The organism is Streptomyces sp. NPDC039430 (genome assembly GCF_055639435.1).
Genome location: NZ_JBVKAK010000004.1, coordinates 515,431 through 541,566, shown reverse-complemented (window position 1 = coordinate 541,566; position 26,136 = coordinate 515,431). Strand labels below are relative to the sequence as shown.

21 protein-coding genes are annotated in these 26,136 nt (G+C 71.0%); 15 read left to right on the top strand and 6 right to left on the bottom strand.

The features are described 5' to 3' along the window. Positions 1-143: 143 nt before the first annotated feature. On the top strand, positions 144-1,106 hold the full coding sequence (locus tag ACZ7LS_RS14280; protein ID WP_382672794.1) for a zinc-binding dehydrogenase: 963 nt from the start codon (positions 144-146) through the stop codon (positions 1,104-1,106). A gap of 216 nt (positions 1,107-1,322) precedes the next feature. Here ACZ7LS_RS14280 and ACZ7LS_RS14275 read toward each other — a convergent pair whose 3' ends face one another. Continuing rightward, positions 1,323-1,727 carry a nuclear transport factor 2 family protein gene (locus ACZ7LS_RS14275; RefSeq protein ID WP_382528949.1) on the bottom strand — a complete coding sequence of 135 codons (405 nt, stop codon included), beginning with the start codon at positions 1,725-1,727 and terminating at the stop codon, positions 1,323-1,325. A 289-nt stretch (positions 1,728-2,016) separates the two neighbouring features. Here ACZ7LS_RS14275 and ACZ7LS_RS14270 point away from each other — a divergent pair, with 289 nt between their 5' ends. From ACZ7LS_RS14270 to ACZ7LS_RS14255, 4 genes are all read left to right on the top strand, one after another. Beyond that, complete coding sequence (locus ACZ7LS_RS14270) at positions 2,017-2,604, top strand: choice-of-anchor C family protein (protein WP_382528946.1); 588 nt, start codon at positions 2,017-2,019, stop codon at positions 2,602-2,604. Positions 2,605-3,236: 632 nt separating this feature from the next. Further along, complete coding sequence (locus ACZ7LS_RS14265; RefSeq protein WP_385134479.1) at positions 3,237-3,872, top strand: nucleoside/nucleotide kinase family protein; 636 nt, start codon at positions 3,237-3,239, stop codon at positions 3,870-3,872. 465 nt (positions 3,873-4,337) lie between these two features. Next, complete coding sequence (locus ACZ7LS_RS14260; RefSeq protein WP_385134477.1) at positions 4,338-6,863, top strand: FAD/NAD(P)-binding protein; 2,526 nt, start codon at positions 4,338-4,340, stop codon at positions 6,861-6,863. 63 nt (positions 6,864-6,926) lie between these two features. Then, complete coding sequence (locus ACZ7LS_RS14255; protein WP_385134475.1) at positions 6,927-7,721, top strand: AraC family transcriptional regulator; 795 nt, start codon at positions 6,927-6,929, stop codon at positions 7,719-7,721. Positions 7,722-7,749: 28 nt separating this feature from the next. Here the strand turns inward: ACZ7LS_RS14255 and ACZ7LS_RS14250 are convergent, their stop codons facing one another. After that, positions 7,750-9,027, bottom strand: a complete 1,278-nt coding sequence (locus tag ACZ7LS_RS14250) for an alpha-L-fucosidase (RefSeq protein WP_382528936.1) — start codon at positions 9,025-9,027, stop codon at positions 7,750-7,752. Between the two features lie 336 nt (positions 9,028-9,363). Between ACZ7LS_RS14250 and ACZ7LS_RS14245 the strand changes: the two genes are divergently transcribed. Beyond that, positions 9,364-9,969 carry a hypothetical protein gene (locus tag ACZ7LS_RS14245; RefSeq protein ID WP_382672776.1) on the top strand — a complete coding sequence of 202 codons (606 nt, stop codon included), beginning with the start codon at positions 9,364-9,366 and terminating at the stop codon, positions 9,967-9,969. 23 nt (positions 9,970-9,992) lie between these two features. Here the strand turns inward: ACZ7LS_RS14245 and uppS are convergent, their stop codons facing one another. After that, complete coding sequence (uppS, locus tag ACZ7LS_RS14240; protein WP_385134473.1) at positions 9,993-11,612, bottom strand: polyprenyl diphosphate synthase; 1,620 nt, start codon at positions 11,610-11,612, stop codon at positions 9,993-9,995. Positions 11,613-11,823: 211 nt separating this feature from the next. Further along, a complete protein-coding gene (locus ACZ7LS_RS14235; RefSeq protein WP_382672770.1) occupies positions 11,824-11,967 on the bottom strand; it encodes a hypothetical protein in 144 nt (47 codons plus the stop codon). Between the two features lie 246 nt (positions 11,968-12,213). On the opposite strand from ACZ7LS_RS14235, the gene ACZ7LS_RS14230 reads away from it, so the two are divergent. From ACZ7LS_RS14230 to ACZ7LS_RS14190, 9 genes are all read left to right on the top strand, one after another. Beyond that, entirely contained in the window at positions 12,214-15,165 is a 2,952-nt protein-coding gene (locus ACZ7LS_RS14230) for an AfsR/SARP family transcriptional regulator (protein WP_385134471.1), read from the top strand. Between the two features lie 112 nt (positions 15,166-15,277). After that, positions 15,278-16,252, top strand: a complete 975-nt coding sequence (locus ACZ7LS_RS14225) for an L-tyrosine/L-tryptophan isonitrile synthase family protein (protein WP_382672764.1) — start codon at positions 15,278-15,280, stop codon at positions 16,250-16,252. A gap of 13 nt (positions 16,253-16,265) precedes the next feature. Continuing rightward, entirely contained in the window at positions 16,266-17,129 is an 864-nt protein-coding gene (locus ACZ7LS_RS14220; RefSeq protein WP_385134469.1) for a TauD/TfdA dioxygenase family protein, read from the top strand. Then, positions 17,126-18,655, top strand: a complete 1,530-nt coding sequence (locus ACZ7LS_RS14215) for a 4-hydroxyphenylacetate 3-hydroxylase family protein (RefSeq protein WP_385134467.1) — start codon at positions 17,126-17,128, stop codon at positions 18,653-18,655. The genes ACZ7LS_RS14220 and ACZ7LS_RS14215 overlap by 4 nt, the downstream gene beginning before the upstream one ends. 14 nt (positions 18,656-18,669) lie before the next feature. Beyond that, the gene (asnB, locus tag ACZ7LS_RS14210) at positions 18,670-20,559 is read left to right on the top strand and encodes an asparagine synthase (glutamine-hydrolyzing) (protein WP_385134465.1); all 1,890 of its coding nucleotides are present in this window, start codon (positions 18,670-18,672) and stop codon (positions 20,557-20,559) included. Continuing rightward, the gene (locus ACZ7LS_RS14205) at positions 20,559-21,566 is read left to right on the top strand and encodes a quinone oxidoreductase family protein (protein WP_382672754.1); all 1,008 of its coding nucleotides are present in this window, start codon (positions 20,559-20,561) and stop codon (positions 21,564-21,566) included. The genes asnB and ACZ7LS_RS14205 overlap by 1 nt, the downstream gene beginning before the upstream one ends. A gap of 104 nt (positions 21,567-21,670) precedes the next feature. Further along, entirely contained in the window at positions 21,671-22,549 is an 879-nt protein-coding gene (locus ACZ7LS_RS14200; RefSeq protein WP_382528908.1) for a DODA-type extradiol aromatic ring-opening family dioxygenase, read from the top strand. Positions 22,550-22,590: 41 nt separating this feature from the next. Next, entirely contained in the window at positions 22,591-23,181 is a 591-nt protein-coding gene (locus ACZ7LS_RS14195) for a flavin reductase family protein (protein ID WP_385134463.1), read from the top strand. A gap of 18 nt (positions 23,182-23,199) precedes the next feature. After that, positions 23,200-23,709, top strand: a complete 510-nt coding sequence (locus ACZ7LS_RS14190; protein ID WP_385134461.1) for a DUF4232 domain-containing protein — start codon at positions 23,200-23,202, stop codon at positions 23,707-23,709. 101 nt (positions 23,710-23,810) lie between these two features. Here the strand turns inward: ACZ7LS_RS14190 and ACZ7LS_RS14185 are convergent, their stop codons facing one another. Continuing rightward, positions 23,811-24,776 carry an XRE family transcriptional regulator gene (locus ACZ7LS_RS14185; RefSeq protein ID WP_385134459.1) on the bottom strand — a complete coding sequence of 322 codons (966 nt, stop codon included), beginning with the start codon at positions 24,774-24,776 and terminating at the stop codon, positions 23,811-23,813. Between the two features lie 134 nt (positions 24,777-24,910). After that, positions 24,911-26,098 (bottom strand): S1 family peptidase, encoded by a 1,188-nt coding sequence (locus ACZ7LS_RS14180; RefSeq protein ID WP_382672745.1) that lies wholly within the window; start codon positions 26,096-26,098, stop codon positions 24,911-24,913. Positions 26,099-26,136: the final 38 nt, after the last annotated feature.

Sequence of the window (26,136 nt, the reverse complement as noted above, 5' to 3'; positions counted from 1 at the left end):
CGTTACGGTCCGATGACGGTGGCGCCGCCCCGCCCCCGCCCCGCCCCGGCACCGCACCGGTGATGCCTCGGCTGAGGGGGCCGGCTCGCCGCCCGCGGCCGACGCGGCCGTGCCCCGTCCGCACACCAGCCCGAGGAGCCACCATGAAAGCCGTTGTGATCAGGACGTTCGGAGACCCGGACGGCCTGGAGGTGGTCGACGTGCCTGTGCCCGTCCCCGCACCGGGGCAGGTACGGATCGCCACGGAGGCGATCGGGGTAGGCGGCGTCGACGCCGTGATCCGCCGGGGAGCGCTCGCCGCCCACGGCTTCCGGGAGGGCCATCTTCTCGGCAGCGAGGTCGCGGGACGCGTCACCGCGGTGGGAGAGGGCGTGGACGCCTCCTGGACAGGGCGGCGGGTGTGGGCGTTCACCGGCCTGTCCGGTGGCTACGCCGAGCAGGCCGTCGCCGCGGTCGACGACATCCTTCCGCTGCCCGACGGCCTGAGCGGCGCCGACGCGGTGACGCTCGGCGGCTCCGGCGTGGTCGCCCACTTCGCCCTGGACCACGCCCGTTTCGTGCCCGGTGAGACGGTCCTCGTGCGCGGTGCGGCGGGCAGCATCGGGATCACGGCGGTCCAGCTCGCGGCCAGGGGCGGCGCGGGCGCGGTGGCGGTCACCACCTCGTCGGCGGAGCGCGGCGGACGCCTGCGCGAGCTGGGCGCGACCCATGTCCTCGACCGCTCGGGCGAGGACGGCCTGGACGCGCCGCTGGGCTTCGACGTGGTGATCGATGTCGTGGGGGGTCCTCAGATTCCTCTTTTCCTGGACAGGCTGAACTCCAACGGGCGGTTCGTGGCCGTCGGCGTGGTCGGCGGGCAGCCACCGGCGGACTTCGGCATGCGGCTGATGGACGCTTTCCGCAAGTCGCTGTCGTTCGCCACCTTCAGCTCCGACACCGTGCCGGGCCCCGACCGGCAGGCTGTGCGGTCGTCCCAGTTCACCGCCGCCGCACATGGGGACCTGCGCACAGTCGTGCACGAGGTGCTGCCGCTCGACCAGGCGGCGTCGGCCCACCGCCGGATGGACGCGGGCGAGGTGTTCGGCAGGATTGTGCTGGCCCCCTGAACCTGGCGGGGACAGCGGGTGGTGCCTGCTGCTCGGCGCCGCCGCGACCGTGAGGGGCGCGGGTCCTGCTCTGAGCCCGGCCCACGGGGCGAGAGGGCTTACGGAGCGTCGCGGCGGCCGGTCCCGGCGAGGACTTTCTGCCGCCGTCGTACGAGGCCACCCGCCGGCACCGGAGCGAGCTGACACAAACTCATGAACGAACGGGAACGGCTCGGTTCAGGCTCCGGTGATGGTCCTGCCCGGCATCGGCTCCGCGAGTTCCGTCCGCCATTCGGGCGCGCCGAAGGAGTCCGCGAAGTACTGCGTCTCGTGGACCACACGCCCGTCGGCGAATTCCATCATGCTCACCGAATAGGCAGGCACGCCGTCGTATGTGATGACGCACTCGCTCATCCACAGATCCCCGCCGCCCACGATCCGGCGGACGGTGAAGTGCCGGCTGGCGGGGTGCCCGCCGCGTTGTGCCGAAATCGTCGCGCGGCCCCGGAACCGTTCGCCTGACTGGGGGTAGTCGAGAATCGCGTCCGCGGCGTAGATGGCGTGTTCCGCTTCGGTATCCCCGCGTTCCGATGCCTGCCAGTGTTCCTCGATCGCGGCCCTCGTCCGGATATCAGGATCCATCGCATTGTCCCTTCCGCAGGCGGCCGAATCGATGGCGCGGTGCCGAGCGGTATCTTCTACGCTGCTCGGCCTCGACCTTTCGTGACAGGCCCATCGGGTCCGCCTGATGGCCCGTCACGGAAAATCGAGGATAACCACGGTGCTCGGGGATCGCATAGGCGCCGCAGAGAAGACCTCGTTTGATGTGATTGTATGTCTTTCTTTCTGGGGCTTTTTCTCACTCTCGGATCTACCTACCTTATTCATGGGACACATCGCTTCGGTGTGCCGCCGTTCGGGAGGGAAATCCATGCTTGTCGTGCGAGCCTGTGCCATCGCCGCTTCCTCTGTCCTGTTCGCCGCCGCCACAGCCTCGGCGCTGGCCGCCAGCCACTTCGACGACGGCAGCTTCGAATACCCGAAGGTGGCGGCCAACACCTTCACCGAGTTGCCCGCGGGGCAGACGATCGGCCCGTGGCAGGTCACCAGAGGGACCGTCGACCTGATCGGCGCCGGGTTCTGGCAGGCGGCCGAGGGGGACCAGTCCGTCGACCTCAACGGCGGCGGTCCTGGCGGGGTGTCCCAGACCTTCACCACCGTCCCCGGCGCGACCTACACCGTCACCTACGCCCTGGCCGGCAACCCCGGAGGCGCGCCGACCCTCAAGACCGGCAGCGCCTTCATCGACGGGCAGAACTTCCAGGACTTCTCCTTCGACATCAGCGGCAAAACGTTCGCGAACATGAAGTATGTCAAGCGGCAGTTCACCTTCCAGGCCACCAACTCCACGACCACCGTGGCCTTCGCCAGCACATCGTCGAACAGCGCGTACGGGCCGGTCGTCGACGATGTCCGGGTCAAGCGCTGCGCCCCCTGCCCGGACTGCGGCAACGACTGACGGCTCGGCACGCGGGCCGGGCAGGAGCACGTGGCCGGCCGGGCCCAGCTCTGCCCGTCAGGGCCTGTCCGGTGGTTTCGCACTCCCGCGAAAGACCACGGACAGGTCCCGACGTCGTCTCCGGGTCCGTGGACCGCCCCGAGGCCGGCAAGCGCGTTGTCAACGCTCACGTGTGACGAGCAATCAGGAGCGCCCGGCAACCAGCCGCAGGCGCGCGGGGAGCAACATCGGCAGCTGTGGCACACCCTCGCTGACCTGCGGAAAAAGGTTGAGGATCGGAGCGCTTACCGTGATCCCGCGCATCCTTACGCCGACTTCACAGAATGGTTTGTGAACGTTCACGACTGTCGCCGCCGGACGAACGCGCATAGATTCCACGGCGACCTGGGAGTGTTCTCCGCCCATCGACCAGTCCGCGGACGACGCCGTCGTCGCTCCAGCGGCCGGTGGGCCGGTGCGCCCCATCAGATGACATGACCCTGAGAACGGATTGCCAGACACATGCGCCGTCACGGCTTACCCGCGGACATATCGATGAACTCCCCCTGGGACAGCCGCTTCGACGCGCCGGTGCCGCGGCATGCCGACCCCGGGGAGCCGAGCCGGGGCGGTGCCGCGTGATCGTCTCACTGGTGGGTGCCGACGGGGCCGGCAAGTCGACCGTCTCCCGACTCGCCACCGAGCGCCTGTGCGCGGGCGGTACGCGGGTCGAGCGGGTGGACCGATGGGACATCATCGACAACGCCGCCTACCCCGCGACCCTGTTCATGCGGCCCGATGTGCTCAACACCCGGCTCTGCGTCGCGGAGATGCCGAGTACGTCCCGGTTCCTCTTCCTGATGTGGTCCATCACCCAGGCGCTCCTGGGCCGTACGCCGGAGGCGGCTCGGCCGGACAAGGTCACACTGCTCGACGGATACTGGATGAAACACGCCGCCGGCGAGATCGTCTACGGCCTGGACAGATCATGGGTCGAAGGCGTTGTCTGCGGCCTCCCGCTCTCCGAACAGGTCATCTACCTGCGGGTCGACCCCAAGTGGGCCTGGGAGCGGAAGGCCGGGCGTGACCTCGTCCCGTACGAGTGCGGTATGGACCCGGAATGCTCGCAGGACAGCTTCCTGACTCACCAGAGCCGCATACTCGGGGTGCTCGACGACTGGGCCGAGCAGTTCGGATGGCTGACCGTCGACGCCGGGGAACCGCTCGACGAGGTGGTCGGCCGGGTCGTCTCCGCCGTGTCCGGGCTGTCCACACCGGACGAGCGGTGAACGCGCCGGTGGTGGCCCCGCCCTCCCGCCCGGACGCGAGAGCCCCGCGCTTCGTCATCGGGACCGGCCGGCAGCCCCGTCTCCGGCGGGCCGCACCCGACGGCCCTGACGGCCCCCACGGCCCCGACGACTTCGCCCCCTGACCCCGGGGCCGTGCGAAGGCCACCCGCGTCAGCGGCGGCGATCACACCTTCACCACCGCTCCACCCCGCTCGCCGGGCATATCCGCGACGACCCGGCGGACCCGGCGCCGACGCGTCCGTATCCGTCTCCGTCCGGCTTCCGGCCGGCGCGCCCCCCCGTGCCGAACGTGCACGTGCCCATCGGCATGCCGTATGACGAGTTCCCCAACGGTCCCCACACCTGCCGCGACGCCTGCCGCGACGCCTGCCGGGACGCCTGCCGTGACGTCTGACCGGGGCGAACCGGAATGCCCCCACTACTCTGATCAAGGAGACCCACCGCATGCGTTCCAACCGACTCGCCATCGTCGGCGCCGGCCCGAGTTGCACCTATGTGCTGGACCGACTCGCCGCGGCGGCGAAGGCGGCGGCCGGGCCGGTGCCCCTCGACATCCACATCTTCGACCGAACGGGGCGGTTCGGCGCCGGGCAGGTCCACAGTCCCGACCAGCCGGTCACCAGCGTCCTCAACCGGATCGCCGGGCAAGTGGCGTTCGCGGCGGACGAGAGCGTCGCCGGCGCCGGGCCGCTGCTGCCGCGGGAGGACCGCCCCACCCTGCACGAGTGGTGCCGCGCCCGGTACGAGGAGACCCGCGACCCCGTCTTCGACCTGGTTGCCGAGGACTCGCCCAGGCGTTACGTCCACGGCCTCGCCCTCGCCGACCGGTTCCAGCGGTATGCCGGAATGCTGAGGGACGTGCCCGGCGTGGAGGTCCACCTGCATCAGGAGGAGGTGACGGACCTTGAGGAACTGTCCGACGGCAGGCTCCGGGTGGTCCGCGGCGACGGCGAGGACGTCATCGACGCCGACCACGTCCTCATGCTGACCGGGCACTCCTCCAACGACCCGGCCCGATACCCCAGGCAGGCCAAATGGTCCCGGTTCGCCCAGAGCCACCAGGCTGTCTTCGTCCCCTCCGTCTATCCGCTGGAGAACGCCTTCGCGCCCGGCCAGGCAGGCCCCGGCACCACCGTCGGCTGTGCCGGGATGGGGCTCACCGGCATCGACGTCATCCTGCACCTGACCGAGGGCAGGGGAGGAGTCTTCACCGAGCGGCCGGACGGCACCCTGGCGTACCGGGCGTCCGGCCGGGAACCCGACTCCATCGTCATGTTCAGCCGTTCCGCGTTGTTCACCTTCACCCGCCCGTTCAACGCCAAGGAGCGCGACACGGAAGGGCTGGAACACCGGGGCGTCTTCCTCACCGAGGAGGCGGTGCGCCGGCTGCGCCGGTCCGCGGGCCGGCCCGTCGTCATCGGCGGCCACGAACAGCGACAGCTCGACTTCCGTGATCACGTCTTCCCCGTCATAGCCCTGGAAATGGCCCAGGTGTACTACGCCACCTTGCTCGGAGACGACTTCGGCCGCCGGCTTGAGGCGGCGGCCCGGCCCGAGTACGAGGCGTTCCTCGCGGACGGCGGCGGCGGCGCCGCGTCGGACACTTCCGTACAGCGCCTTCTCGCCCCGCTGGAAGCCATCGTCGGCCGAGCCGCCGAGACGCTCGACGCGGTCCTGTCCGGCACGCTCGGCCTCATCGAAGCCAAGGAGCGCGACCCGGGCGCGGAAGCGGCGCTGCGCCGTGTCCTGGAGGTGATCTTCGGCCCCGAGCAGGCCGGTGCCATCGCCGCGCGGTTCGACGACCCCGCGGGATTCGCGGACGCCGTCAGGGCCGGAGAATCCCCGTGGCGGCACCCGAAGAGCGTCGCCGGCCAGCGTTTCTCCTGGGACCGTCTGATCCGTCCGATCGACCGCGGTTCCTTCACCACACCCGAGGAGTACCGCGCGGCGATGCTCGACTTCCTCGACCTCGACCGCCGTTGGGCCGTCCAGGGCAACCTGTCCAACCCGGCGAAGGCGGCGGCCGACGGCGTCTGGCGCGACCTGCGGTACGTCATCGCGGCAGCGGTCGACTTCGGCGGACTGCACGCCGCGTCGCACCGTGACTTCCTCGACGTCTTCATGCGCCACCTGAACCGGCTGTGCAACGGGTCCGCGCTTGAGGTCATGGAGAAGGTCCGCGCTCTGATCCGGCACGGCATCGTCGACGTGTCGGCCGGTCCGGAGGCCGATGTGACGCCGGACGAGCGCGGCGGACGCTTCGTCGTGCGCGGCGGCATCACCGGCGCGGTGCTGCCCGTAGACGTCCTGGTCGACTCCCGTGTCCATCCCTTCGACGCCAAGAACGACGTCCTCCCGCTCTACCCGAACCTGCTGAGGCGCGGGCTCGTCCGCACGTGGCGCAACCCCGGCACCGACGGGCCGGACTTCGTCCCCGGCGGCCTCGACCTGACCGAGGACTTCCACCCCGTGCGCGGCGACGGCGGAGTGGAGAGACGGCTCACACTGCTCGGCTGGCCGAGCGAGGGCGTCATGTTCTTCCAGTACGGCGCGCTGCGCCCGAACCAGAACCACCACATCATGCGGGACATCCTGTGCTGGATGCGGGAGTTCTGGGGACACACCGCCAGCGGGACCGGGAGGACTCACCCGGAGGACACCACCTGGACGCGGGTGGAACGACTACGGCACTGGCTGGACGCGAATGCCCACCCGGAGCTGACGGGGGATGTACGGCTGTGGCGCATACTCAAGATCAGTGAGGAAGTCGGCGAGGTCGCCGAGGCGGTGCACGGCGCGACAGGGGCCAATCCGCGCAAGGGCGCGTCGCACACCTGGGACGACGTCCACAAGGAGCTGTGCGATGTCGCCGTGGCGAGCATGATCGCGCTCGCCACCTGCACGCCGGACCCCGCGAAGCTGTTCGACGAACGGCTCCAGCATCTTGTCGACCGTGTGACATCGTCCTGACCCCGTGCCGTGCGCCGATGACACCATGGATCCGGTTCGGCGGACCGCTGGTACGTTTTCACCATGAGCGGATACGGTCAGGGCAGTCCGGGGCAGGTCACGCTCTGCCTGGATTCGCCCCCACGCCTGGTGGACCTCGGCGTGGGGATCCATGGCGTCAGCTCGGACCGTGATGTGTTCGTCCTGCCCGGTCTGTGGCAACTGCATCTGTACCGGTACGCGGCCGATCTCATCGTCGACGGAGCGCCGTACGCCGTGCGGCCGGGCCGGGTGAGTCTCGTACCACCCGGCTCACCGGTCGAGTTCCGCTACCGGGGGCGCTCGGAGCATCTCTACGCGCACTTCGAACTCGCCGACGACGGCGAGCGGTTGACCGTTCCGGTCATGCAGGACGCCGGGGCCGGGGCGCCCGCGCTCAACAGCCGGCTGTCCCAGGCCGTCGCCGCTGCGGCGTACAGCCCGGTCCGCGCGGTCCCGGAGCTGTGGTCGGCACTGTGGCAGGTGGCCATGCTCGGACGGCGGCCCGGCACGGATCAGCCGCACGCGTCGGTCGCCGCCGCTGTGGCGTACATCGAGTCCCGGCTCCATGAGCCGCTGACCGTCCCGGAGGTGGCGCGCGCCGCGAACATCTCGCACAACCACCTCATCCGGCTGTTCCGGGCGGACCTGGGCAGCACGGTGGTCGCGTATGTCCGGCGGCGCAGAATGGACCGGGCACGGCATCTGCTGACGGAGTCGACGCTGGCGATCCCGGCCGTCGCGGCCGCCGTGGGGATGCCGGACCTCCAGGCGTTCAACAAGGCGTGCCGGCGTGAGCTGCACGCCTCGCCGCGCGCCGTCCGTGCCGGTGCGGCGTAACGCGCCCGCCGCACCGGCACAGGCGTTGTCAGGTACGGCCGGAGCCTTGGTAGAGGTCCAGCTCGCCGTCCAACTCGACGGCGAGCACGGTGGCCTGCTCGTCCAGGTCGGCGGAGCGCGGCGCGTCGATCCACAGCACACCGGGTACTTCGTGCAGCCCGCCGACGACACGGTGGCCCAGCTCCGTACCCGTACCGAGGACACGAACGCGTCGCACGGCGTTGCGTACACCCCGTACCGCCACCGACTCACGGGGGATGTCGAGGCAGACGAGGTAGAGGGTGCGGCGGTCCGCCGACAGAGTGCTGGGACCGTAGTGGTGCCCGGCGGGCAGTCCGGCCACCGTCCCGTACACCGCCCGGGAGTGCCGGCCGATCCAGGCGCCGAGCCCTTCGAGCCGCTCCACCTGCTCCGCCGGAATCGTGCCGTCCTCCCGTGGACCGACGCCGAGCAGCAGATTCCCGCCCATGCCGATCGTCTCGGTGAAGTAGCGCACCAACTGCCCCACCGATTTGTGCCGGTGGTCGTCACGCTGGAAGCCCCAGGAGTCATTGACCGTCAGACACAGCTCCCACGGTCCGTCCGGCGGGACGATGGGGACGCCCTGCTCGGGGGTCGCGTAATCCCCGTAACTGAGCATGCGGGCGTTGAGTACCGTCTCGGGGGCGAGCGAGAGGATCAGTTCGGAGAGTTCGCGCATCCCCCACTGCGTCTCGTCGCGCTCCCACTCCCCGTCGAACCACAGCAGGTCCGGCCGGTAGCGGCCGACGAGTTCAGCGACCTGGGCGTCGCGGTACGCGAGAAAGCGCGCCCACGCGTCCAGATCCTCGACCCCGTCCGCGGGAGCCACGAACCGGCTGGTGTTCAGCTCCTCCATTTCCGGGGCCGGGTCCGGGTGCCGCACGCTCGCGTAGTCGGGGTGATTCCAGTCCGAGTGCGAGTAGTACAGCCCGGCCTTGAGACCGTGCTCGCGCAGGGCGTCGGTGTATCCGGCGATGAGATCACGCCCCGCGGGGGTGTGCGCGGGCACATTCAGCCCGGACTCGGCGGTGTCCCACAGGGCCACTCCGTCATGGTGCCGGGCGGTCAGTACGGCATACCTCGCGCCCGCCCGTACGAACAGTTCCGCCCAGGACTCCGGGTCGTAACGGGAGGCGGTGAAACCGTCGAGCTGCCGCATATAGCGCTCGTGGGGCACCTGCCCCGTATAGAACGACCAGGACTCGGGCACTCCGTCCACGGCGTAGACGCCGTAGTGGATGAAGATGCCCAGCTTCGCGTCGGAGAACCACGGTTGCATCGGCATGCGGACGACGCTAGACCCAACCGTCCGCCGCGCGCGTTGTCCGCGGCCACCATCACTGGTCGATTCTCACCCTCCGTCGCCCGGCGGATCAGGAAGGGAACCGCGTGTTCCATCCCAGGGGCGCGTCAACGCGCCGTCGCACCGGCTCGGACGACGTTCGAGGTCACGTACACCTGACGACGCCGCCCGTCCCCCTTCCGGGTGTTACCCGGGCGGATTCGCGGTCCGGGAATCCGGCCGGGCGCATGATTTCCCTCCGGTCGCGTACCGCGGCCCTGAGGAAGGATGGTGGGCACGCCGATGAGTACGAATCGTCGAACGGTTCTGGGTGCGGCCTTGGCCGCGCCTTTGCTGGCCCAGCTCACGGGGACGGCATCCGCTGAAGCCAACGAGAAGTGGGGCACGATCTCCGAGGGCTGGGTCGAGGTCAGGTGGACCGGCCAGGTCCAGGCGGAGCTGGACCGGTTGGGAGCCGTGGTGGAGGCCGTGGCGCCGGCCGAGCTGGTCAGGGACTCCAACGGTTCAGGGGTGCGGTTCCCCGTCCGGTCGGGTACGGGCGATCCCTCGCTGAAGAGCCCGCCGAAGGCCGAGGGCGATGGTGTCCTCGACGGCGGGGTCGTGGTGCGCACGCCCCAGGGGCAGGCCCGGGCCGTCAATCTGCGGGGTGTGCTGAGGGACGGGGTGGCGTCGGGGGAGTGCGAGGTCAACGGCCTCGACGTCGGGCACCGCTCGGTGTTCCGGTGCGGTGTGTCCGAGGGACGGCTGACCACCACCGATGTGCCGGTGGGCCGGCCGCTGAAGGTCAGGATCGACGGCGTGCCGCTGCACCCCACCCCCGAGGCGCTGGAGGTGTACACCGCCACCTTCGGCACACCCGCCCTCACCGCTGACACGGTGCTGGCGCATGTGACCGCCGAAGGCGTGTACACCCCGCCGAAGTAACGATATCGGGGGCCTGCTCCGGCTCAGGGAGCGGGAGCAGGCCCCACCGGTCGGGCAGGACCGGGAATGGTGCCTCCGAAGCGGCGCTGGCGGCCGGCATACGTGGTGAGGGCCTCCCGTAGCCCCGCCAGGCCGAAGTCGGGCCAGGGGGTGGGGTCGAAGACCAGCTCGGCGTAGGCGAGATGCCAGGGCAGGAAGTTGCTGATGCGCTGCTCGCCGGAGGTACGGATCAGCAGATCGACGTCGGGAAGGCCGGGCGCGTACATGTTCCTGGCCAGGTCGGCGGGGCCGATGTCCTCGGGCCGGATCGTCCCCGCGGCCGCCTCGGCGGCCAGCGCGCGGGCGGCGTCGGTCAGTTCGTCCCGCCCGCCGTAGTCGACGCACAGGGTCAGCGACAGCACGTCGTTGTTCGACGTCAGGCTCTCCACCAGCGTCAGCGCGGAGGCGAGTGACGTATCGATACGGTCCCGCCGTCCGCACCAGCGCACCCGCACGCCCAGTTCGTGCAGCCACTCGGTGCCCCGGGCGATCCCGTCGGCCAGTGTGTCGAACAGGGCGGCCAGTTCCTCCTGGGAGCGGTCCCAGTTCTCGGTGGAGAACGCGTAGATGCTCACGTGCCGGACTCCGAGCCGCAGGGCGCCGTTGATCAGGCGCATCGCTGCCTGCCCGCCCGCCTGATGGCCCCGTGAGACCGGCAGGGACTGCCGGGTGGCCCACCGCCGGTTGCCGTCCATGATCACCGCGACATGCCCCGGCACCACATCCGCCACCGGCCAGGCCGGGCGGCGTTGCGCCGCACCGGTCGACGTCAGCGGTTCGATTCCGTCGACGAAGACCCGGGACCTCCGGAGCGTGACCTCGTCGAACTGCATCCACGCGCCCAGCAGCACCGTGTGCAGGAACGGCTCGTACGCGGGACTCACCAGCCCGGCCACCGGCATCGCCTGCTCCAGCAGGTCACGCCACCGCCCGAGCTGGATGTCCACCAACTCGTCCAGTTCAGCACGCCGTTCACCGCGCGGGAGGTCGCCGACCTCCAGTCCCAGCCGCCGCAGATCGGCGCGCGGCAGATAGCACCGGCCGGCGGCGAGGTCGGCCGGCAGGTCCTCGAAGTTGTCCACCAGCTGGCACACCTCACCCAGTGCCGAGGCCGACACCAGCGCCCCTGGTGCGCTCACATCCAGCAGCGACATCCACATCACGTTGGTCGTTCCCGAGATTCCCCGCAGATAGCGCCGCTGCTCCGCGAACGTCTCGAAGACGGGAGGGGCGGCGCAGTCGGCCCGCATGGTGTCGAGGAACTCCTCGACCAGCGCGTGGTCGATCTCCCACCGCCGCACCGTGTCCACGAACGCCCGCCGCAGCGGATGCTCGCTGCGCCCGGTGCGCAGCTCCTCCAGAGTCTCGGAACACCACCGGGCGAACCGTTCCTCGCGTACCTGCTGTGTTCCGCCCTCGTCGGCGATGCGGTCGCTGTGCACCGTGAAACCGTTCACGGCCAGGATGTGGGGACGGATCGCGGCGGGCAGCACTTCGGTCGCCTTCCACATCGGCGCCAGGAACCGCCTGATCTCAGCCGCGCACACCTCGTAGGACGCCCGCGTTTCGGGCGAATCGATGAACGGCGCCTCGTTACCTGACATTCCGTACCTCCCCTTCGATCGCGCCGCCGTGACGAGACGACGCCTCCCCCGCAGCGCGGCAGGTGGCGGCGCCTCCCCAAGCGGCGCCTCCTCACCCGCCCATGACCGGGCGCCGTCACCGTTACCAACGACACGTGGGGCGCGCGGTGCCGGTCCGTACGGCGACCACGGGACCGCGCTCCTCCTTCGCCCGTCCGCCGCCGGCCGTGGCTCAGGGCGCGACGGGCTGCCGGCGGCCGTCGTGGAAGATCATGCCGCTCTCCTTGATGAACGAGGTGACGAGGTGACGAGGTGGACGCGGGGCGTGCCGGAAGCCGGGCAGGTCGGGGAGTTCCTCGGCCGGGCGGCGGTACACGGCGTCGGTGTCGGGTACGGCGACGGTGGCGATCTCGGCGCCGCCGGCCGGTCTCAGCCGGTGAAGCCGGCGCCGGGGGGCGCGGCGGAGATGTGCGTGGACACCGCGAGCCGGCCGAAGCCCGCGCGGCCGTCCATTACGAGTCGGTGGACTGGTTTCTCCGTCGCGGCGGAAGGCTGATCCCTGCGGGAAGAGCCCCGCCCCGACAGGGAGCAGAGGGGTGGTCAGGCCGTGGAGTTGCGCCGTGTGGAATTCAGGGTGCTGGGGCCGGTCGAAGCCGTGGGTGCCGGCGAGCCGCTTCCGCTCGGCGGACCCAAGCCGCGCACTCTCCTGGCGGCCCTCCTGTTGGAGGTGAACACCGCGGTCACCGCCGACCGGCTCTGCGAGGTGTTGTGGGCCGGGAGTCCGCCGGCTTCCGCGCACGCGAACGTACGCAGCTACGCCGCCGGTCTGCGCAGGGTGCTCAACGCGGCCTCCGGCGGTGACCGGCTCAGCCACGGCCGTCAGGGATACCGTCTGCGGGCTCGGCCGGATGAACTGGATCTGCGGCTCTTCGACGACCTGGCCGCGCGCGGCCGGGCCGCCATGGCCGAAGGTGATCATTGGTCGGCGGCCCAGCGGCTGCGCGCCGCTCTGGGCTTGTGGCGAGGTGCCGCCTTTGACGGTCTGCCGCATCACTCCACGCTGCACGTGGAGGCGTCGCGGCTGGAGGAGTCCCGGATCTCCGCCTTCGAGGACCATGCCGCGGCCCGCATCGCCCTGGGTGAGTACGAGGAACTGGTCCCGGAGCTGCGGGCCCAGACAGTGACGCACCCGCTGCGCGAGCGGCTGTGGGGTCTGCTGATCACCGCTCAGTACCACTGTGGACGCGCGGGAGACGCGCTGCACTCGTACGCCCGTGCCCGTCGTACGCTCCGGGACGAACTCGGACTCGATCCCGGAAGCGAGCTGCGGCGGTTGCACCAGGCCGTACTCGCCCGCGACCTCTCCCGGGTGACAGGACCGCCGCCGCGCTCCCACCCCGTACGCCGACTGGACCCGCCGGGCCAGGACCCCGCTGACCCGGACGCGAGACCGAGGTCCGCGGGAGTGTGGCCGATCCGCCAACTGCCCACGCTCATAGCGGACTTCGTCGGACGCGAGAAGCTGCTCACGCACGCGGCCACGCTGTTGGCCCCGTCGAGCGGCCACAGGCCGCCGACGGTGGTACCGGTGGTGATCCTGACCGGTCTGCCCGGCGTGGGCAAGACCACTGCGGCCACCCACCTCGCCCACCGGCTCCGAGGCACCTTCCCCGACGGTCAGCTCTACGTCCAGCTCGACAGCGCTCGCGGACCGCGCCGCACCTCCGCCGCCGTCCTCGCGGATCTGCTCCTCAGCATCGGGGTGCACGGATCGGCGATTCCCGCGGCCGAGTCCCAGCGGGCCGCACTGTTCCGTTCGAAACTCGCGGACCGCCGTGTGCTCGTCGTCCTGGACGACGTCAGGGACACCTCCCAGGTCACGTACCTGCTGCCCGGGAGCGGCGGCTGCGCCGTCCTGATCACCAGTCGGGCGCGGCTCGCCGCCATTCCCGGCGCGCACCTGCTCGACGTGGAACCGCTGGACGACACCGACGGGCGCGCCTTGCTCGACCGCATCGCCGGAACGCGGCGTTTCGCCACCGAACCGGAGGCGACGGGGCATCTCCTCGTCGGGTGCGCCGGCCTTCCGCTGGCGCTCAGGGTGGCCGGGGCCCGGCTGGCCGGGAGCCCGCACCGGCCGGTGCGCTGGCTGGCCGAGCGGCTGGCCGACGAACAGCGCCGGCTCGGCGAGCTGCGCGCGGGCGACCTCGCCATGCGCGCCTGTGTCGCCACCGCGTATCACGGGCTGGCCCCGGACGCCGCCCGGGTGTTCCGCGCTCTCGGGCTGATCCCCACAGGCGAGTTCCCGTCCTGGATACCCGCGGTCATCATGTCCGGTGTGGCCGGGGACGAGGAACCGGACGACAGCGTGGACGACATCCTCGACGCCCTCATCCACGCCAATCTCATCCGGGCCCACCATGTCGGTCCGGAGGGCCGGCCCCGCTACCGCATCCATGATCTGCTGCGCGCCTACGCCGCGGAACGCGCCGCAGAGGAAGAGTCCCCGGCGCGCCGACGGGAGATCGTCGGGCGTGTCCTGGACGGCTGGCTGCACCGGGTCCCCGTCGCGCGGGAGCAGTTGCTCCGCACCGGAGCGGGCGCCGCCACCGCCTGGCTGGAGTACGAGCGCCCCACCCTCGCGGCCACCGTGGAGTACGCCGCGCGCTCCGGCCACGGCGAGCAGGCGAGCGAACTCGTCGCGGCCCTGGACGACATATGCCACCAGTGCAGCTGGCTGGACGACTGGGAGCGTATGGCGCGGGCCGTGCTCGAACGGGCGTCGGCCGAAGGCGACCGCAGGCGCGTCGCGATGGCCCAGGGCTCGCTGGCCCGCGCGGGCGTCGGGCGCGGCCGGGCGCACGAGGCGATGCGCTGGTTCGTCTCCGCCATCGAGCGGTTGGACGAGCTGGGGGAGCGGCGTCAGGCCGCGTACCTGCGCGTCCACAGCAGCTTCGCGATCGCGGACCGGGGCATGACCGAGGACGCCTACACCGACGCGTCCGCGGCCGTCGCCGTACTGAGCGAGCTGGGGGATCTGCGGGGCACCGCGCTGGCGTTGCGCAGTCTGGGCGCGGTGCTGTTCCAGCAGCGCCGCGAGGCCGAGGCGGCGCACGTGCTGGAGAGGGCGCTCGAAGCGGCGGAGCGACTGCGCCAGCCGCTGGTCCTCGCCGATGCCCTGCAAGCACTGGCCGTGACCGAGATCATGCTCGGCCGGTACGCCGCTGCCGCCCGTCGCCTGGACCGGGCGCTGACCCACTACCGCGGGGTACGGCACCGCCCCGGCGAGGCATACGCGCTCTACACCATCGGGCGATTACGGCTGGCCCGGGCCCCGGAGCGGGCCGACGAGGCGTTCGGCCCGCTGACACAGGCCGCGGAGATGTTCTCCGAGCTAGGTGAGCGCCGCGGCGAGGCCCTCACCGCGTTCATGCGGGGCCGCGCGTACGCCGCCCTCGGTGACCGGGAGCGCGCACGGGGCAGCTTCGGCGAGGCGCTCACCGCGTTCCGCGCGCTGCGCATGCCCGACTGGGAGACGCGCACCCGCCACGAACTCGGCGCCTTGGGCTGTTGACCCCGCCGAGGCAGCCGCGACCCGCTGTGACCCTCGGTACCGAAACAGCTTTGTGCGTTCCGTGTGCGTCGTGAGCCCAGGGTGGAGCGAGTCCCCACTCACAGGAGGCACGGTGTTCGAACTTGCCACCCTCGATACCGAACTGGCCGCCATCGAGGTGATCCGCGACGTACTGCTGCACCAGCGCAGACTGCGCGGCAGCGGCTGCACCGGCAGGGTCTGCCTGAGGTGCCTGCGGCACCACCGAGACGCGATAGCGCAAGCCATGGCACGCGGCCGGAGAATCGAGTTCCTGCTCCCGGCCTTTCCCACCAAGTCCCCCAACCCGGCCAAAGTCCTCGGCCCACTGCCCGACATGGCCGAGGAACTCGCCCTGAGATTCCTCGAATCGCTCTGCGAACGCATCACCGAGGTCTACCCGCCCGGTGCCCGCATCCTCATCTGCTCCGACGGGCGGGTCTTCAACGACCTGATCGGGGTGAGCGACGAGAACGTCACCCGATACGCCCACGAGATCAGCCGCATGATCGAGCGGATCGGCGCCTCCCATCTCGGCCAGTTCACTCTGGACGAGGTCCATCCGGGCGCCGGCCACGCCCAGCTGCGCGCGAGGCTCACGGCCGGCCGCGGCCCGAGCCCGGACGAGCTGCGCGCCGAGGTACGACAGGGCGGCCACATGGTCCAGATGTACCGGGGGATCACCCGCTTCATGCTGGAGGACCTGTCCGTCCCCGAGTACACCGGCAGCCGCGCGGCCCTGCAGCGCCACTGCCGCGAACTCGCCTACGGAGTCATCGCCCGCAGCCGCGCCTGGGACGAGCTGCTGGCCGAGCTCTTCCCGGACGCCGTCCGTCTCTCCATCCACCCCCAGCCGTGCGGCACACGCAAGATCGGGCTCCTGCTGGCGGACACCCCCGACGTCTGGCTCACGCCCTGGCACAGCACCGCCGTCGACACAGGCGACGGGCTCTTCACGCTGATGAAGCGTGCCGAGGCCGAGGCGGCGGGAGGCCGGCTGGTGACCGCCCACGGACGCCCCAGCCACTTCGTACTGCCCCGGGCCCACGCCGCGGAACCCACCCCCTGACAGGAGCCTCACCATGACCGTGGACAACACCCTGCTCAGCGACCAGCGCCTGAGGACCACCGCCCTCGAACCCTTCGGACTCGCCCTCCACGCCGTCGACCGGGACCGTCCGCTGACCGACCTGCCCGTCGCACCCCTGCGCGCCCTCGTACGTGAGCACCGCCTGCTCCTGCTCCGCGACTTCGCGGCGTTCGCCGAGCCCGCCGGACTCTCCGCGTACGGCGCGCGATGGGGGCAGCTCAGCGTCTGGCCGTTCGGCACCGTGCTGGAACTCGTCCAGCAGCCCGACCCGGCCGACCACATATTCGACCACAGCCACATGCCGATGCACTGGGACGGCATGTACCGGGAGCACATCCCCGAATTCCAGATCTTCCAGTGCGTCCACGCACCCGGTGAGGGCAACGGCGGCGAGACCACCTTCTCCGACACCGCCGCCGTGCTCGCCCACGCCGATCCCGCCACCCGCGCCCTGTGGTCACGGGCCACGGGCACCTACCACCGGAAGATGGAGTACTACGACAGCACCTGCGTCTCCCCGGTGGTGACGGCCCATCCGGTCCACGGCACGCCCGTCATCCGCTACAACGAACCCACCGCGGAGGCCGGCGAGACCTTCGTCAACCACCCGGACCTGGAGTTCTCCGGCCTCGCCGACGAGCCGGAACGCGCCGAACTCCACCGCGGCCTGCGCGCCGCCCTGTACGACCCGGCCCACCTCTACGCACACGTCTGGCGGACCGGCGACCTGGTGGTGACCGACAACCACACCCTGCTGCACGGCCGCAACGCCTTCACCAGCGGAGCGCCCCGGCACCTGCGCCGCGTCCAGGTCCTCGGCGACCCGCCGCTCGCCAACCCGGGGCTGGTCCGATGACGACGACTCAGCCGCCGAAGACCACCGACGCCCTGATGACCGGGGCCGCGTACCTGGACAGCCTGCGCGACGGCCGTGCCGTATACGTGGACGGCGAGCAGGTCGAGGACGTGACCACGCATCCCGCCTTCCGCAACTCCGCCCGCTCCATCGCCCGGCTCTACGACGCCCTCCACGACCCCGCCACCGCCGGCGTACTCACCGGGACGGACCCGGACACCGGCATCCGCACCCATCGCTTCTTCAAACCCAGCCGGTCCGCCACCGACCTCGTCCGGGCCGGAGAGGCGATCGCCACCTGGGCCCGCACGAGCTACGGCTTCCTGGGCCGCACCCCCGAGTACAAGGCCGCCTTCATGGCCGGACTCGGCGTCAACGCCGACTACTACGGCCCGTTCGCCCCCAACGCCACCGCCTGGTACCGCAGGTTCGCGAGCAGGGCGCTCCACCTGAACCACGTCATCATCAACCCGCCGGTCGACCGGAAACGCGCCATCCACGACATGGGCGACGTCTTCGTACACGCGGTGCGCGAGACCGACGCCGGGGTGGTGGTCAGCGGAGCGAAGATGCTCGCCACCGGATCCGCGCTGACGAACGCGGGTTTCGTCGCCCCGGTCGGCTCGGCCCAGCTGGAAAAGGGCAAGGCGGAACGTTTCGCGCTCGTCTTCTTCGTCCGGATGGACAACCCGGGGGTACGGCTCATCTGCCGCACCCCGTACGAACGGCGCGCCGGGAGCCCCTTCGACTCTCCGCTGAGCAGCCGCTTCGACGAGAACGACAGCGTGCTGCTGCTGGACGAGGCGCTGATCCCCTGGGAGGACGTGCTCGTCCACCGTGACATCGAGCGCGCCACCGGCTTCTACGCCGGCTCCGGCTTCCCCAACCTCTACAACTTCCAGTCCGGGATACGGCTCGGCGTCAAGCTGGAGTTGATGGCAGGGCTCCTCTCCCGGGCCACCAGGGCCAACGGCACCGACGTCTTCCGCGGGGTGCGGGCCGGCCTCGGTGAACTCCTCACCCTGCGCGACCTGGTCCGGGCGCTGACCTCCGCCATGGCCCACGACCCCGAACCAGGACCGGGCGGCACGGTCCTGCCGCGCCTGGAACACGCGTCCGCGATGCGGATGGCGGGCCCCTACATCTGGAACAGGGTGCACGAGCTCTTCGAGAGCCTGCTCGGCGGCGCGCCGCTGGCGGTCCCCTCCAGCGCCCGCGACCTCGCCCATCCCGAACTGCGCCCGCTCATCGACCGCTACTACCGGGGCGCCGACACCTCGGCGCTGGAGAGGATCAAGCTCTTCAAGCTGGTCTGGGACGCCATCGGCACCGAGTTCGGGGCCCGCCACGAGCTGTACGAGCGCAACTACTCCGGCAACGGCGAACAGGTCCGGCTGGACGCGCTGCGCTGGGCCATCCGCCGAGGCAGCCTCGGCCGCTACGAGGAGCTGGTCCAGGAGTGCCTGGACGACTACGACACCGACGGCTGGCGCCGGGGCCCCTGGCTCGGCCCCGAGCAGGACTGAGAAAGGAGCGGACCATGTGCGGCATCACCGGATGGATCGACTTCTCCCGTGACCTCACCACCGAGTCCGGCACGCTCGACGCCATGGTGCGGACGCTGATCCGCCGCGGCCCCGACGCCGGCGGCGGCTGGCTCGACACCCACGCCGCGCTCGGCCACCGGCGCCTCGCGGTCATCGACCCGCGGGGCGGGGCCCAGCCCATGGCCACCCCCGAGCGCGGCCCACGCGGCGACCTGCCACGCGCCGTGATCTCCTACGGCGGCGAGATCTACAACTATCGCGAGCTGCGCGGTGAACTCTCCCTGCACGGGCACCGGTTCGCCACCTCCAGCGACACCGAGGTGGCGCTGCGCGCCTACCTCCAGTGGGGTGATGACTTCGTGCACCGCCTCAACGGCATGTACTCCATCGCCATCTGGGACACCGCGACCGAGGAGCTCCTCCTCGTCCGTGACCGTCTCGGGGTCAAACCCCTCTACTACCACCCGACCCCGGGCGGTGTGCTCTTCGGGTCGGAGCCCAAAGCCATCCTGGCCCACCCGCTGGTGCGGCCGCGCGCTTCCGCGGAGGAACTCTGCGACGCGCTGCTCTTCCTGCGCACCCCCGGCCGGGTGCCGCTGCGCGGCATGCGGGAACTCAAGCCCGGCCATCTGCTCCGGGCCGGCCGTGCGGGTCTGCGCGAAGAACGGTACTGGGCCCTTGAGGCCCGCCCGCACACCGACAACCTGCCCACCACCATCGCCACCGTCCGCGAACTGCTGGACGACATCGTGCCGCGGCAGATGGTGGCGGACGTCCCCTTGGTCGCGCTGCTCTCCGGCGGTCTGGACTCCAGCACCGTGACCGCCCTGGCCCAGCGCGTCCGCGCCGCCGAGGGCGGGCGGATCTCCACCTTCGCCGTCGACTTCACCGGCCACAGCGAGAACTTCCGCGGTGACCCCATCCGCCCCACCGCCGATGGCCCCTACGCCCGCGCGGTCGCCGAACACGTCGGCAGCGCACACCACACGATCACCCTGGACCGGGCCCGGCTTCTCGACCCTGCCGTGCGCCGGACCGTACTGGAGGCCTGGGACCTCCCGTTCAACTTCGCCGACCTGGACGTCTCGCTGCACCAGCTCTTCGCGGCCGTCCGCGAGCACGCCACCGTCGCACTCTCCGGTGAGGGAGCCGACGAGGTGTTCGGCGGCTACCTCTGGTTCTCCGACCCCGTCGCGCGGGCCGCCGAGACCTTCCCCTGGCTGGAGCTCGGCGCTCACCGCGGCCTCGACCCCCGCGCGCTCTTCCGCCCCCGGTTCGTGGAGGGCATCGACCTCGCCACGTACCAGGCCGACCTGTACCGCGGCGCGCTGGCCGAGGTGCCCCGCCTCGACGGCGAGGGCGCCGAGGAACGGCGCACGCGGGAACTCGGCTACCTCACGCTCACCCGCTGGCTGCCCATCCTCCTCGACAAGAAGGACCGGATGGGCATGGCGAACGGCCTGGAGGGGCGCGTGCCGTTCTGCGACCACCGCCTCGTCGAGTACCTCTTCAACGTGCCCTGGGCGATGAAGACCTGCACCGGCCAGGAGAAGGGCCTGCTCCGCGCGGCCGCCGCCGACCTGCTGCCGCGGTCCGTACTGCGCCGCACCAAGGCCGCCTACCCCTCCATCCAGGACCCCGCCTACGACCGCGCTCTCCTCGGCGGCCTCACCGCCGCGGCCTCCGGCGACGACGCCCCGCTCAGCGGCTGCCTGGACCCGGAAGCGGTACGCCGGCTCACCGACAGAACGACGACCGGCACCCTCTCCGAGTTCGAACGCATCCTCCTGGAGTCCACCGTCCGTCTCGGCGACTGGCTGAGCGCCTACGGCGTGGATCTCGACCTCGGCGCCGACCACCTCACCCCCCAAGGAGCGAACTGATGTCACCGCGGAACAGGACACCCATCCCGGTGATCCAGGCGATCGAGATCCGGCGGACCGGCGGCCCGGACGTCCTTGTCCCCGTCGACAGGCCGGCTCCCGGCGAGCCCGGCCCGGGGCAGATCCTGGTCGAACTCGCCGCCGCGGGCGTCAACTTCATCGACATCTACCGCCGCGAGGGCCGCTATCCGCTGCCCCTGCCCGCCGTGCCGGGTGAGGAGGGCTCCGGCACCGTGCTGGCCGTGGGCCCCGGCGTCACCCGGTTCTCGGCCGGCGACCGCGTCGCCTGGACCACCGTCCTCGGCAGCTACGCGGGGCAGGTCCTCGTGCCCGAGGAGAAAGCCATCGCCGTCCCCGACGACGTCGACCTGCGCATCGCCGCCGCCGCACTGGTCCAGGGCATGACGGCCCACTACCTGGTCAACGACTCCTACCGGGCCCGGCCCGGCGAGAGCGTCCTGGTGCACGCCGCCGCGGGCGGAGTGGGACTGCTCCTCACCCAACTCCTCAAACGGCGCGGAGTGCGCGTGATCGGCACGGTCTCCAGCCAGGAGAAGGAGAAGTCGGCGGCCGGGAACGGCGCGGACGACGTCATCCGCTACGACCGCTGCCAGGACCTCGCCGCCGAGGTCCGGCGCCTGACCGGCGGTGACGGCGTGCACGCCGCATACGACGGTGTCGGCGCCGCCACCTTCGACGCCAGCCTGGACAGCCTGCGCCGCCGGGGCACGCTGGTCCTCTTCGGCGGCGCCAGCGGCCCCGTGCCACCCGTCGACGTGATGCGGCTGCTCTGGGGTGGCTCGCTGACCCTCACCCGTCCCTACCTGGAGCACTTCCGGGCCACCGTCGAGGAGTTCACCTGGCGGGCCGGAGAGGTCTTCGCGGGCATCACCGACGGCACCCTGCGCGTCACCATCGGCGGCACGTATCCACTGGCCCGGGCCCGGGACGCACACGCCGACCTGGCCGCCCGCCGCACCACGGGCAAGCTGCTCCTCGTCCCGTAGCCGCCGTTCCATATCCGCCGGTCCGTAGCCACCGGTCCGTAGCCACCGCTCCGTAGAAACCCTTCCGTTCCGGGACGACTCTCTTCCAGAAAGGCGACACGCCCATGGGCGCCATCGTCGGCGCGGGACTGCTCTCCCACGCCCCCGTCATCATGTTCCCCGAATCTCAGCGCGTCGAGGCCAACGGCGGCCGCGACTTCACCCTCGCCACCGGCCTCGCCCGACTCCGCCGCGAGGTGGTCGACACCACCGACCACGACGCCGTGCTGGTGCTCGACACCCACTGGGCCACCACCACCGAGACCGTCATCACCGCCCACCACCACAGAGCCGGACGCTTCACCTCCGACGAGATGCCCAGCGAGGTCAGCCAGGTCCCCTACGCCATCCCCGGAGACCCGGAACTCGCCCACGCCGTGGCCGCGGCCGCCGAGAAGGACTCGCTCTGGCTCAGCGCCAACGACGACCCCCACCTCCCGATCCACTACGCCACGCTCAACCTCTGGAGCTATCTCGGCCGCCCCGACGTGCCGTGGCTCTCCATGTCGGTCTGCCAGACCGCGACCACCGAGGACCATCTGCGCCTCGGAGCGGTCGTCGCCGAGGCTGTCGACGGGATCGCCCGGCGGGTGCTGGTGCTGGCCTCCGGCGGCCTCTCGCACGGTTTCCGGCCCCTGGCCGAACTGCGCGACCGGATGGCCGGCGACCCGGCCAACATCGTCAGCCCCGCGGCCCGCGCCGCCGACGAGCAACGCGTCGCGTGGCTGGAGGCCGGCCGTCACGACCGGGTCATCGCGACCATGCCGGAGTACCGCCGGCACTCCCCGGAAGGCGGCTTCGGCCACTATCTGACGCTCGCGGGCGCCCTCGGCGGACCCGGGTGCACCGCGTCCGCGCGCCGCTACAGCGAGTACGAGAACGCCATCGGCACCGGCCAGGTCCATCTCTGGTTCGACCACCCCGCCGACGGCTGGACCGACTGACCCGCGCACCACCCTCGTTCATCCGACATCAAGGAGACCCGGTGGCGATCGATCCGCAGCAACTCCGCACCTGCCTGGGCCACTTCGCCACCGGCGTCACCGTCGTCAGCTGCATGGCGGGCGACGCCCCCCACGGCGCGACCGTGAACGCCTTCACCGCGGTCTCCCTCGACCCGCCGCTCGTCCTGGTCGCCCTCTCCCGTACCTCGAAAGCGGCCCGGCTGCTGACCGGCCGGCCGTTCACCGTCAGTGTCCTGTCCGAGGAGCAGCGAGACCTCGCTCTACGGTTCGCGGGCAGTCCGGAGGCCTCTGGCCCTTCCCCTTCCTGGCTGCCCGCGCCATCCGGTCTGGCACCCGCCCTCAGCGGTTCTCCTGCCACCTTCTCCTGCTCACCCTGGGCCACGTACGACGGCGGCGACCACGTCCTCTTCGTCGGCCGCGTCGAACGGCTCGCGTATCACCCCGAAGCCCGCCCGTTGCTCTTCTACCGCGGTTCCTTCCACCCGGCGCTCACCCGTGGCCCACATACCGGCGATATGACTGTGGCTGTCCTGAGACATTTCCCGCGAAGGCGGGCGGGCAGGAATGGTGTCGACCATGGTCCTGACGGCGCACACGCGCAGGACCATTGAGCAAGGCAAGGAGCGTTCATGATGCGTACCAACCGGAAGATCGCCGCCACTCTCGCCGCCACTGTGCTGGTGGGCACCGCCGGTGCGGGATTCGCGCAGGCTTCGCCGGCAACGGGCAGGAGCGCGGCCCCGTCCGCCTGCCGTCCGGCCAATCACACCGCGAAGATCACTGACGCGCCCGGCAGCGCGGGGCATCGTCACTACAGCGTCACACTGACCGCGGCGCGCGGGTACGAGCCGTGCCGGCTGGCCGGTTCACCCACCGACGTGCGGTTCTCGGACCACGGTTCGGACAGCGGGATCGCCGCCGGCCGCTACGGCGACCAGGACACCGTGGTGACCTTCGGTCCGGGCCACCCGGTGCACTTCGACATCCAGGTTCCGAACAGCGGCCGCGGTACCCCCGCGAACGAGGCATCGTTCACGCTGCAGGCTCCTGGCGGGCAGATCCCCGGCACGTCGTTCGCCGAGGGCACGCTCAGGGTGGCCGCCGGCACGCTCATCGGACCGGTCCAGCGCGGCGCCTGACCTGGTGGGGGCATTACCGGGAGGGCCTGTCTTCTTCGCGGATGTGCTGGGCCCGTCCGAAGGCGACCGGCGTGCTGTGAGGGGGTGTGAACCGTACGCGGTCACGCCTCCTCGGGGCCCGCCGCCCGCTTGCGTGGTCTCTGCCACGAGATGCCATGGACGCCGGCGGGACAGCGCCCGGGCGCCGAATGGACGGAGTGTGAGGCGTCCGGTGCCACCCGATGGTTGTACGACGCCTCCGCCTCGTAGCTCTCGCGGTAGTAGCGGTGACAGAACTCCGGCAGCGCCGCCGGGTGGAAGTAGACGTGGAGCAGGTAGTCGCGCAGCCGGGTGCGGGTCCGGCGTTCGTAGTGGTCGTCCAGTCCGTCGCCGGACTCGACGTGCACCGTGTAGTCGATGACGACGGTCTCGTTCTTCGCCAGTCTCCGGCCGAATCTCACATCGATGACCACGGTGCCGACGCGCGGCAGAAAGCGCATCGCCCCCGGGATGCCGCAGCGCACGTCGGCACGGACTGCCCGGACGCCACTGTCGAAGGTGTGGACGGTGGTGAAGCGGTCGGCGCCCTCGCGAGTCGCTCGCATCACCTGGTGGATGGAGAGGGAGCTGAGCCGGAAGTGTTCGTCGATGGTGACGGTCTCGCGGATGCTCAGGACGCCGGTGTCCTCGTTGAGAGCGGCGAAGTCCGCCCCGAGAACCTGTTCCGCCAGTGAGTTCTTCCCGAAGACACGGCGGGAGGCTGTCAGGTCGTGAGCCGGAGGCGCCATCCGTCCGCGCGGACGGTACGGGCGCAACGCGGAACGCAGTGTGCCCGGTGGCAGTGCCAGGATGGACTCCAGGGCGTCGACGGCACGCAGCGAGTCGGCGCGTTCCGGTTCGCTTCTGCCGCGCTGCCAGTAGCTGAGTGTCGTCAGGCTGATGCGGATCCCGCGCGCGGCGAGCCGGTGGCGTACCCGCTCCAGCGAGAGTCCGCTCGCCCTGATCGCCTGCTGGAACACGTCGGCGAACGGGGGCGTTTCGAGCGTCTGCGGCCCGGCGGACCGCGGGGGACGGGTGTGGGGGGTCAAGGATCCGGCTTCCGATGGCGTCCGGCCGGTCGTGCGAGGGGGAAGAACCGGCGGAATGGGGAACGGGCCGCTCACCGTAACCGATGGGCGGCCCGTTCCGGCAGACGAAAAGATCAATCCGTCAGCCTCGGTGATCAGTTGGTGTTGAGAGTGAGCCCGTAGTGGTCCAGGGCGTCGTCCAGGGGCTGGAAGTACGACGAGCCGCGGGAGTTCACCGTGCCGTCGCACCTCTGGGCGGTGGGGCCGCCCGATGTCATGCCCTGAGCCTGGTCGCCGGAGATGTACGCGCCGCCGCTGTCGCCGCCCTGCGTGCAGACCGAGGAACTGCCCAGTCCGGTGACGACGGTCTGGGGGCCGCCGTTCGGGTCGGAGTAGGTGACGGACACGTCGTACGAGTCGATCTTTCCGCAGGTCCATTGTGTTGTGCGGCCCGACTTGCACACATCGGCACCGACAGGGGCGCGCTCGGCACCCGCCACGGCGACGGTGCCCGCCCTGCCCCAGGTGCCGACCTCGGTGGCTATGGAACTGCTCTCGTCGACGGCCGCGATGCCCATGTCGACACTGTCCTGGCCGAGTGCGAACCGGCTGTCGGTTCCCTCGGCGAAGCGTTCCCCGTTGTGCGACAGAACGGGCAGGTTCTCGATGCAGTGGCCGGCCGTGACGAGGAACTGCCGGCCGGAAGCGTCCCGGGCTCCGTATCCGACGGAGCACACGTAGCCGTCGAAGGCCATCTCGTCTCCGGGGGAGACGACGCCCTGAGGACTCAGCTTCTGCGAGGCGTTCACCACGCGAACCGCGTCCCCGTGGGCCAGGGCGGCCTTCAGGAAGGACTTGGCCGCGGTGCTCCTGTCGCTGTTCACCTTCACGGTGACGGTGTCGGATGCGAGATCGACGGCCCAGGCGCTGATTCCGGTGGGCGTCTGAGCGAGCGCCAGCTTGTCCAGCGCGGCCTTGACGCCGTTCAGGGTGCCTTCGCCGTGCTCGGCGACGCGCGCGTTCAGACCGGCGCCCTCGATGCGCTTCTCGGCGGCGCTTCCGACGGCGTTGACGACGAGGTCGCCCTTCTTGTCGAAGTAGGTGCCGTCCATGGCGACGCCCTGCTCGCCGAGAGACGACAGTCTGGCCTGCTGGTCCGCCTGGCGGTCGAGCCGGTCCGTCGCGGCGCTCTCGCTGACTCCGAGCGAGGTCGCCAGCGCCTTGACCATTCCCTGGTCGTAGCGCGGAGTGGTGTTTTCGAGCGCCTGCCCACTGGCGGCCGTGGTGAGGGACAGCAGCGCGCCCGCGGCGGCGGCCGCGAAGATCTTCCGGGAGATTCCCACAGATGTTCCTTCCGGTCTCGGAGCGCACGGCCGTACAT

What these genes read in the sequence shown, in the direction of transcription:
- ACZ7LS_RS14280 (WP_382672794.1), top strand. Translation starts at nt 144, where the DNA reads ATGAAAGCCGTTGTGATCAGGACGTTCGGAGACCCGGACGGCCTGGAG.
- ACZ7LS_RS14275 (WP_382528949.1), bottom strand. Translation starts at nt 1,727, where the DNA reads ATGGATCCTGATATCCGGACGAGGGCCGCGATCGAGGAACACTGGCAG.
- ACZ7LS_RS14270 (WP_382528946.1), top strand. Translation starts at nt 2,017, where the DNA reads ATGCTTGTCGTGCGAGCCTGTGCCATCGCCGCTTCCTCTGTCCTGTTC.
- ACZ7LS_RS14260 (WP_385134477.1), top strand. Translation starts at nt 4,338, where the DNA reads ATGCGTTCCAACCGACTCGCCATCGTCGGCGCCGGCCCGAGTTGCACC.
- ACZ7LS_RS14255 (WP_385134475.1), top strand. Translation starts at nt 6,927, where the DNA reads ATGAGCGGATACGGTCAGGGCAGTCCGGGGCAGGTCACGCTCTGCCTG.
- ACZ7LS_RS14250 (WP_382528936.1), bottom strand. Translation starts at nt 9,027, where the DNA reads ATGCCGATGCAACCGTGGTTCTCCGACGCGAAGCTGGGCATCTTCATC.
- uppS (WP_385134473.1), bottom strand. Translation starts at nt 11,612, where the DNA reads ATGTCAGGTAACGAGGCGCCGTTCATCGATTCGCCCGAAACGCGGGCG.
- ACZ7LS_RS14220 (WP_385134469.1), top strand. Translation starts at nt 16,266, where the DNA reads ATGACCGTGGACAACACCCTGCTCAGCGACCAGCGCCTGAGGACCACC.
- ACZ7LS_RS14215 (WP_385134467.1), top strand. Translation starts at nt 17,126, where the DNA reads ATGACGACGACTCAGCCGCCGAAGACCACCGACGCCCTGATGACCGGG.
- asnB (WP_385134465.1), top strand. Translation starts at nt 18,670, where the DNA reads ATGTGCGGCATCACCGGATGGATCGACTTCTCCCGTGACCTCACCACC.
- ACZ7LS_RS14205 (WP_382672754.1), top strand. Translation starts at nt 20,559, where the DNA reads ATGTCACCGCGGAACAGGACACCCATCCCGGTGATCCAGGCGATCGAG.
- ACZ7LS_RS14200 (WP_382528908.1), top strand. Translation starts at nt 21,671, where the DNA reads ATGGGCGCCATCGTCGGCGCGGGACTGCTCTCCCACGCCCCCGTCATC.
- ACZ7LS_RS14190 (WP_385134461.1), top strand. Translation starts at nt 23,200, where the DNA reads ATGATGCGTACCAACCGGAAGATCGCCGCCACTCTCGCCGCCACTGTG.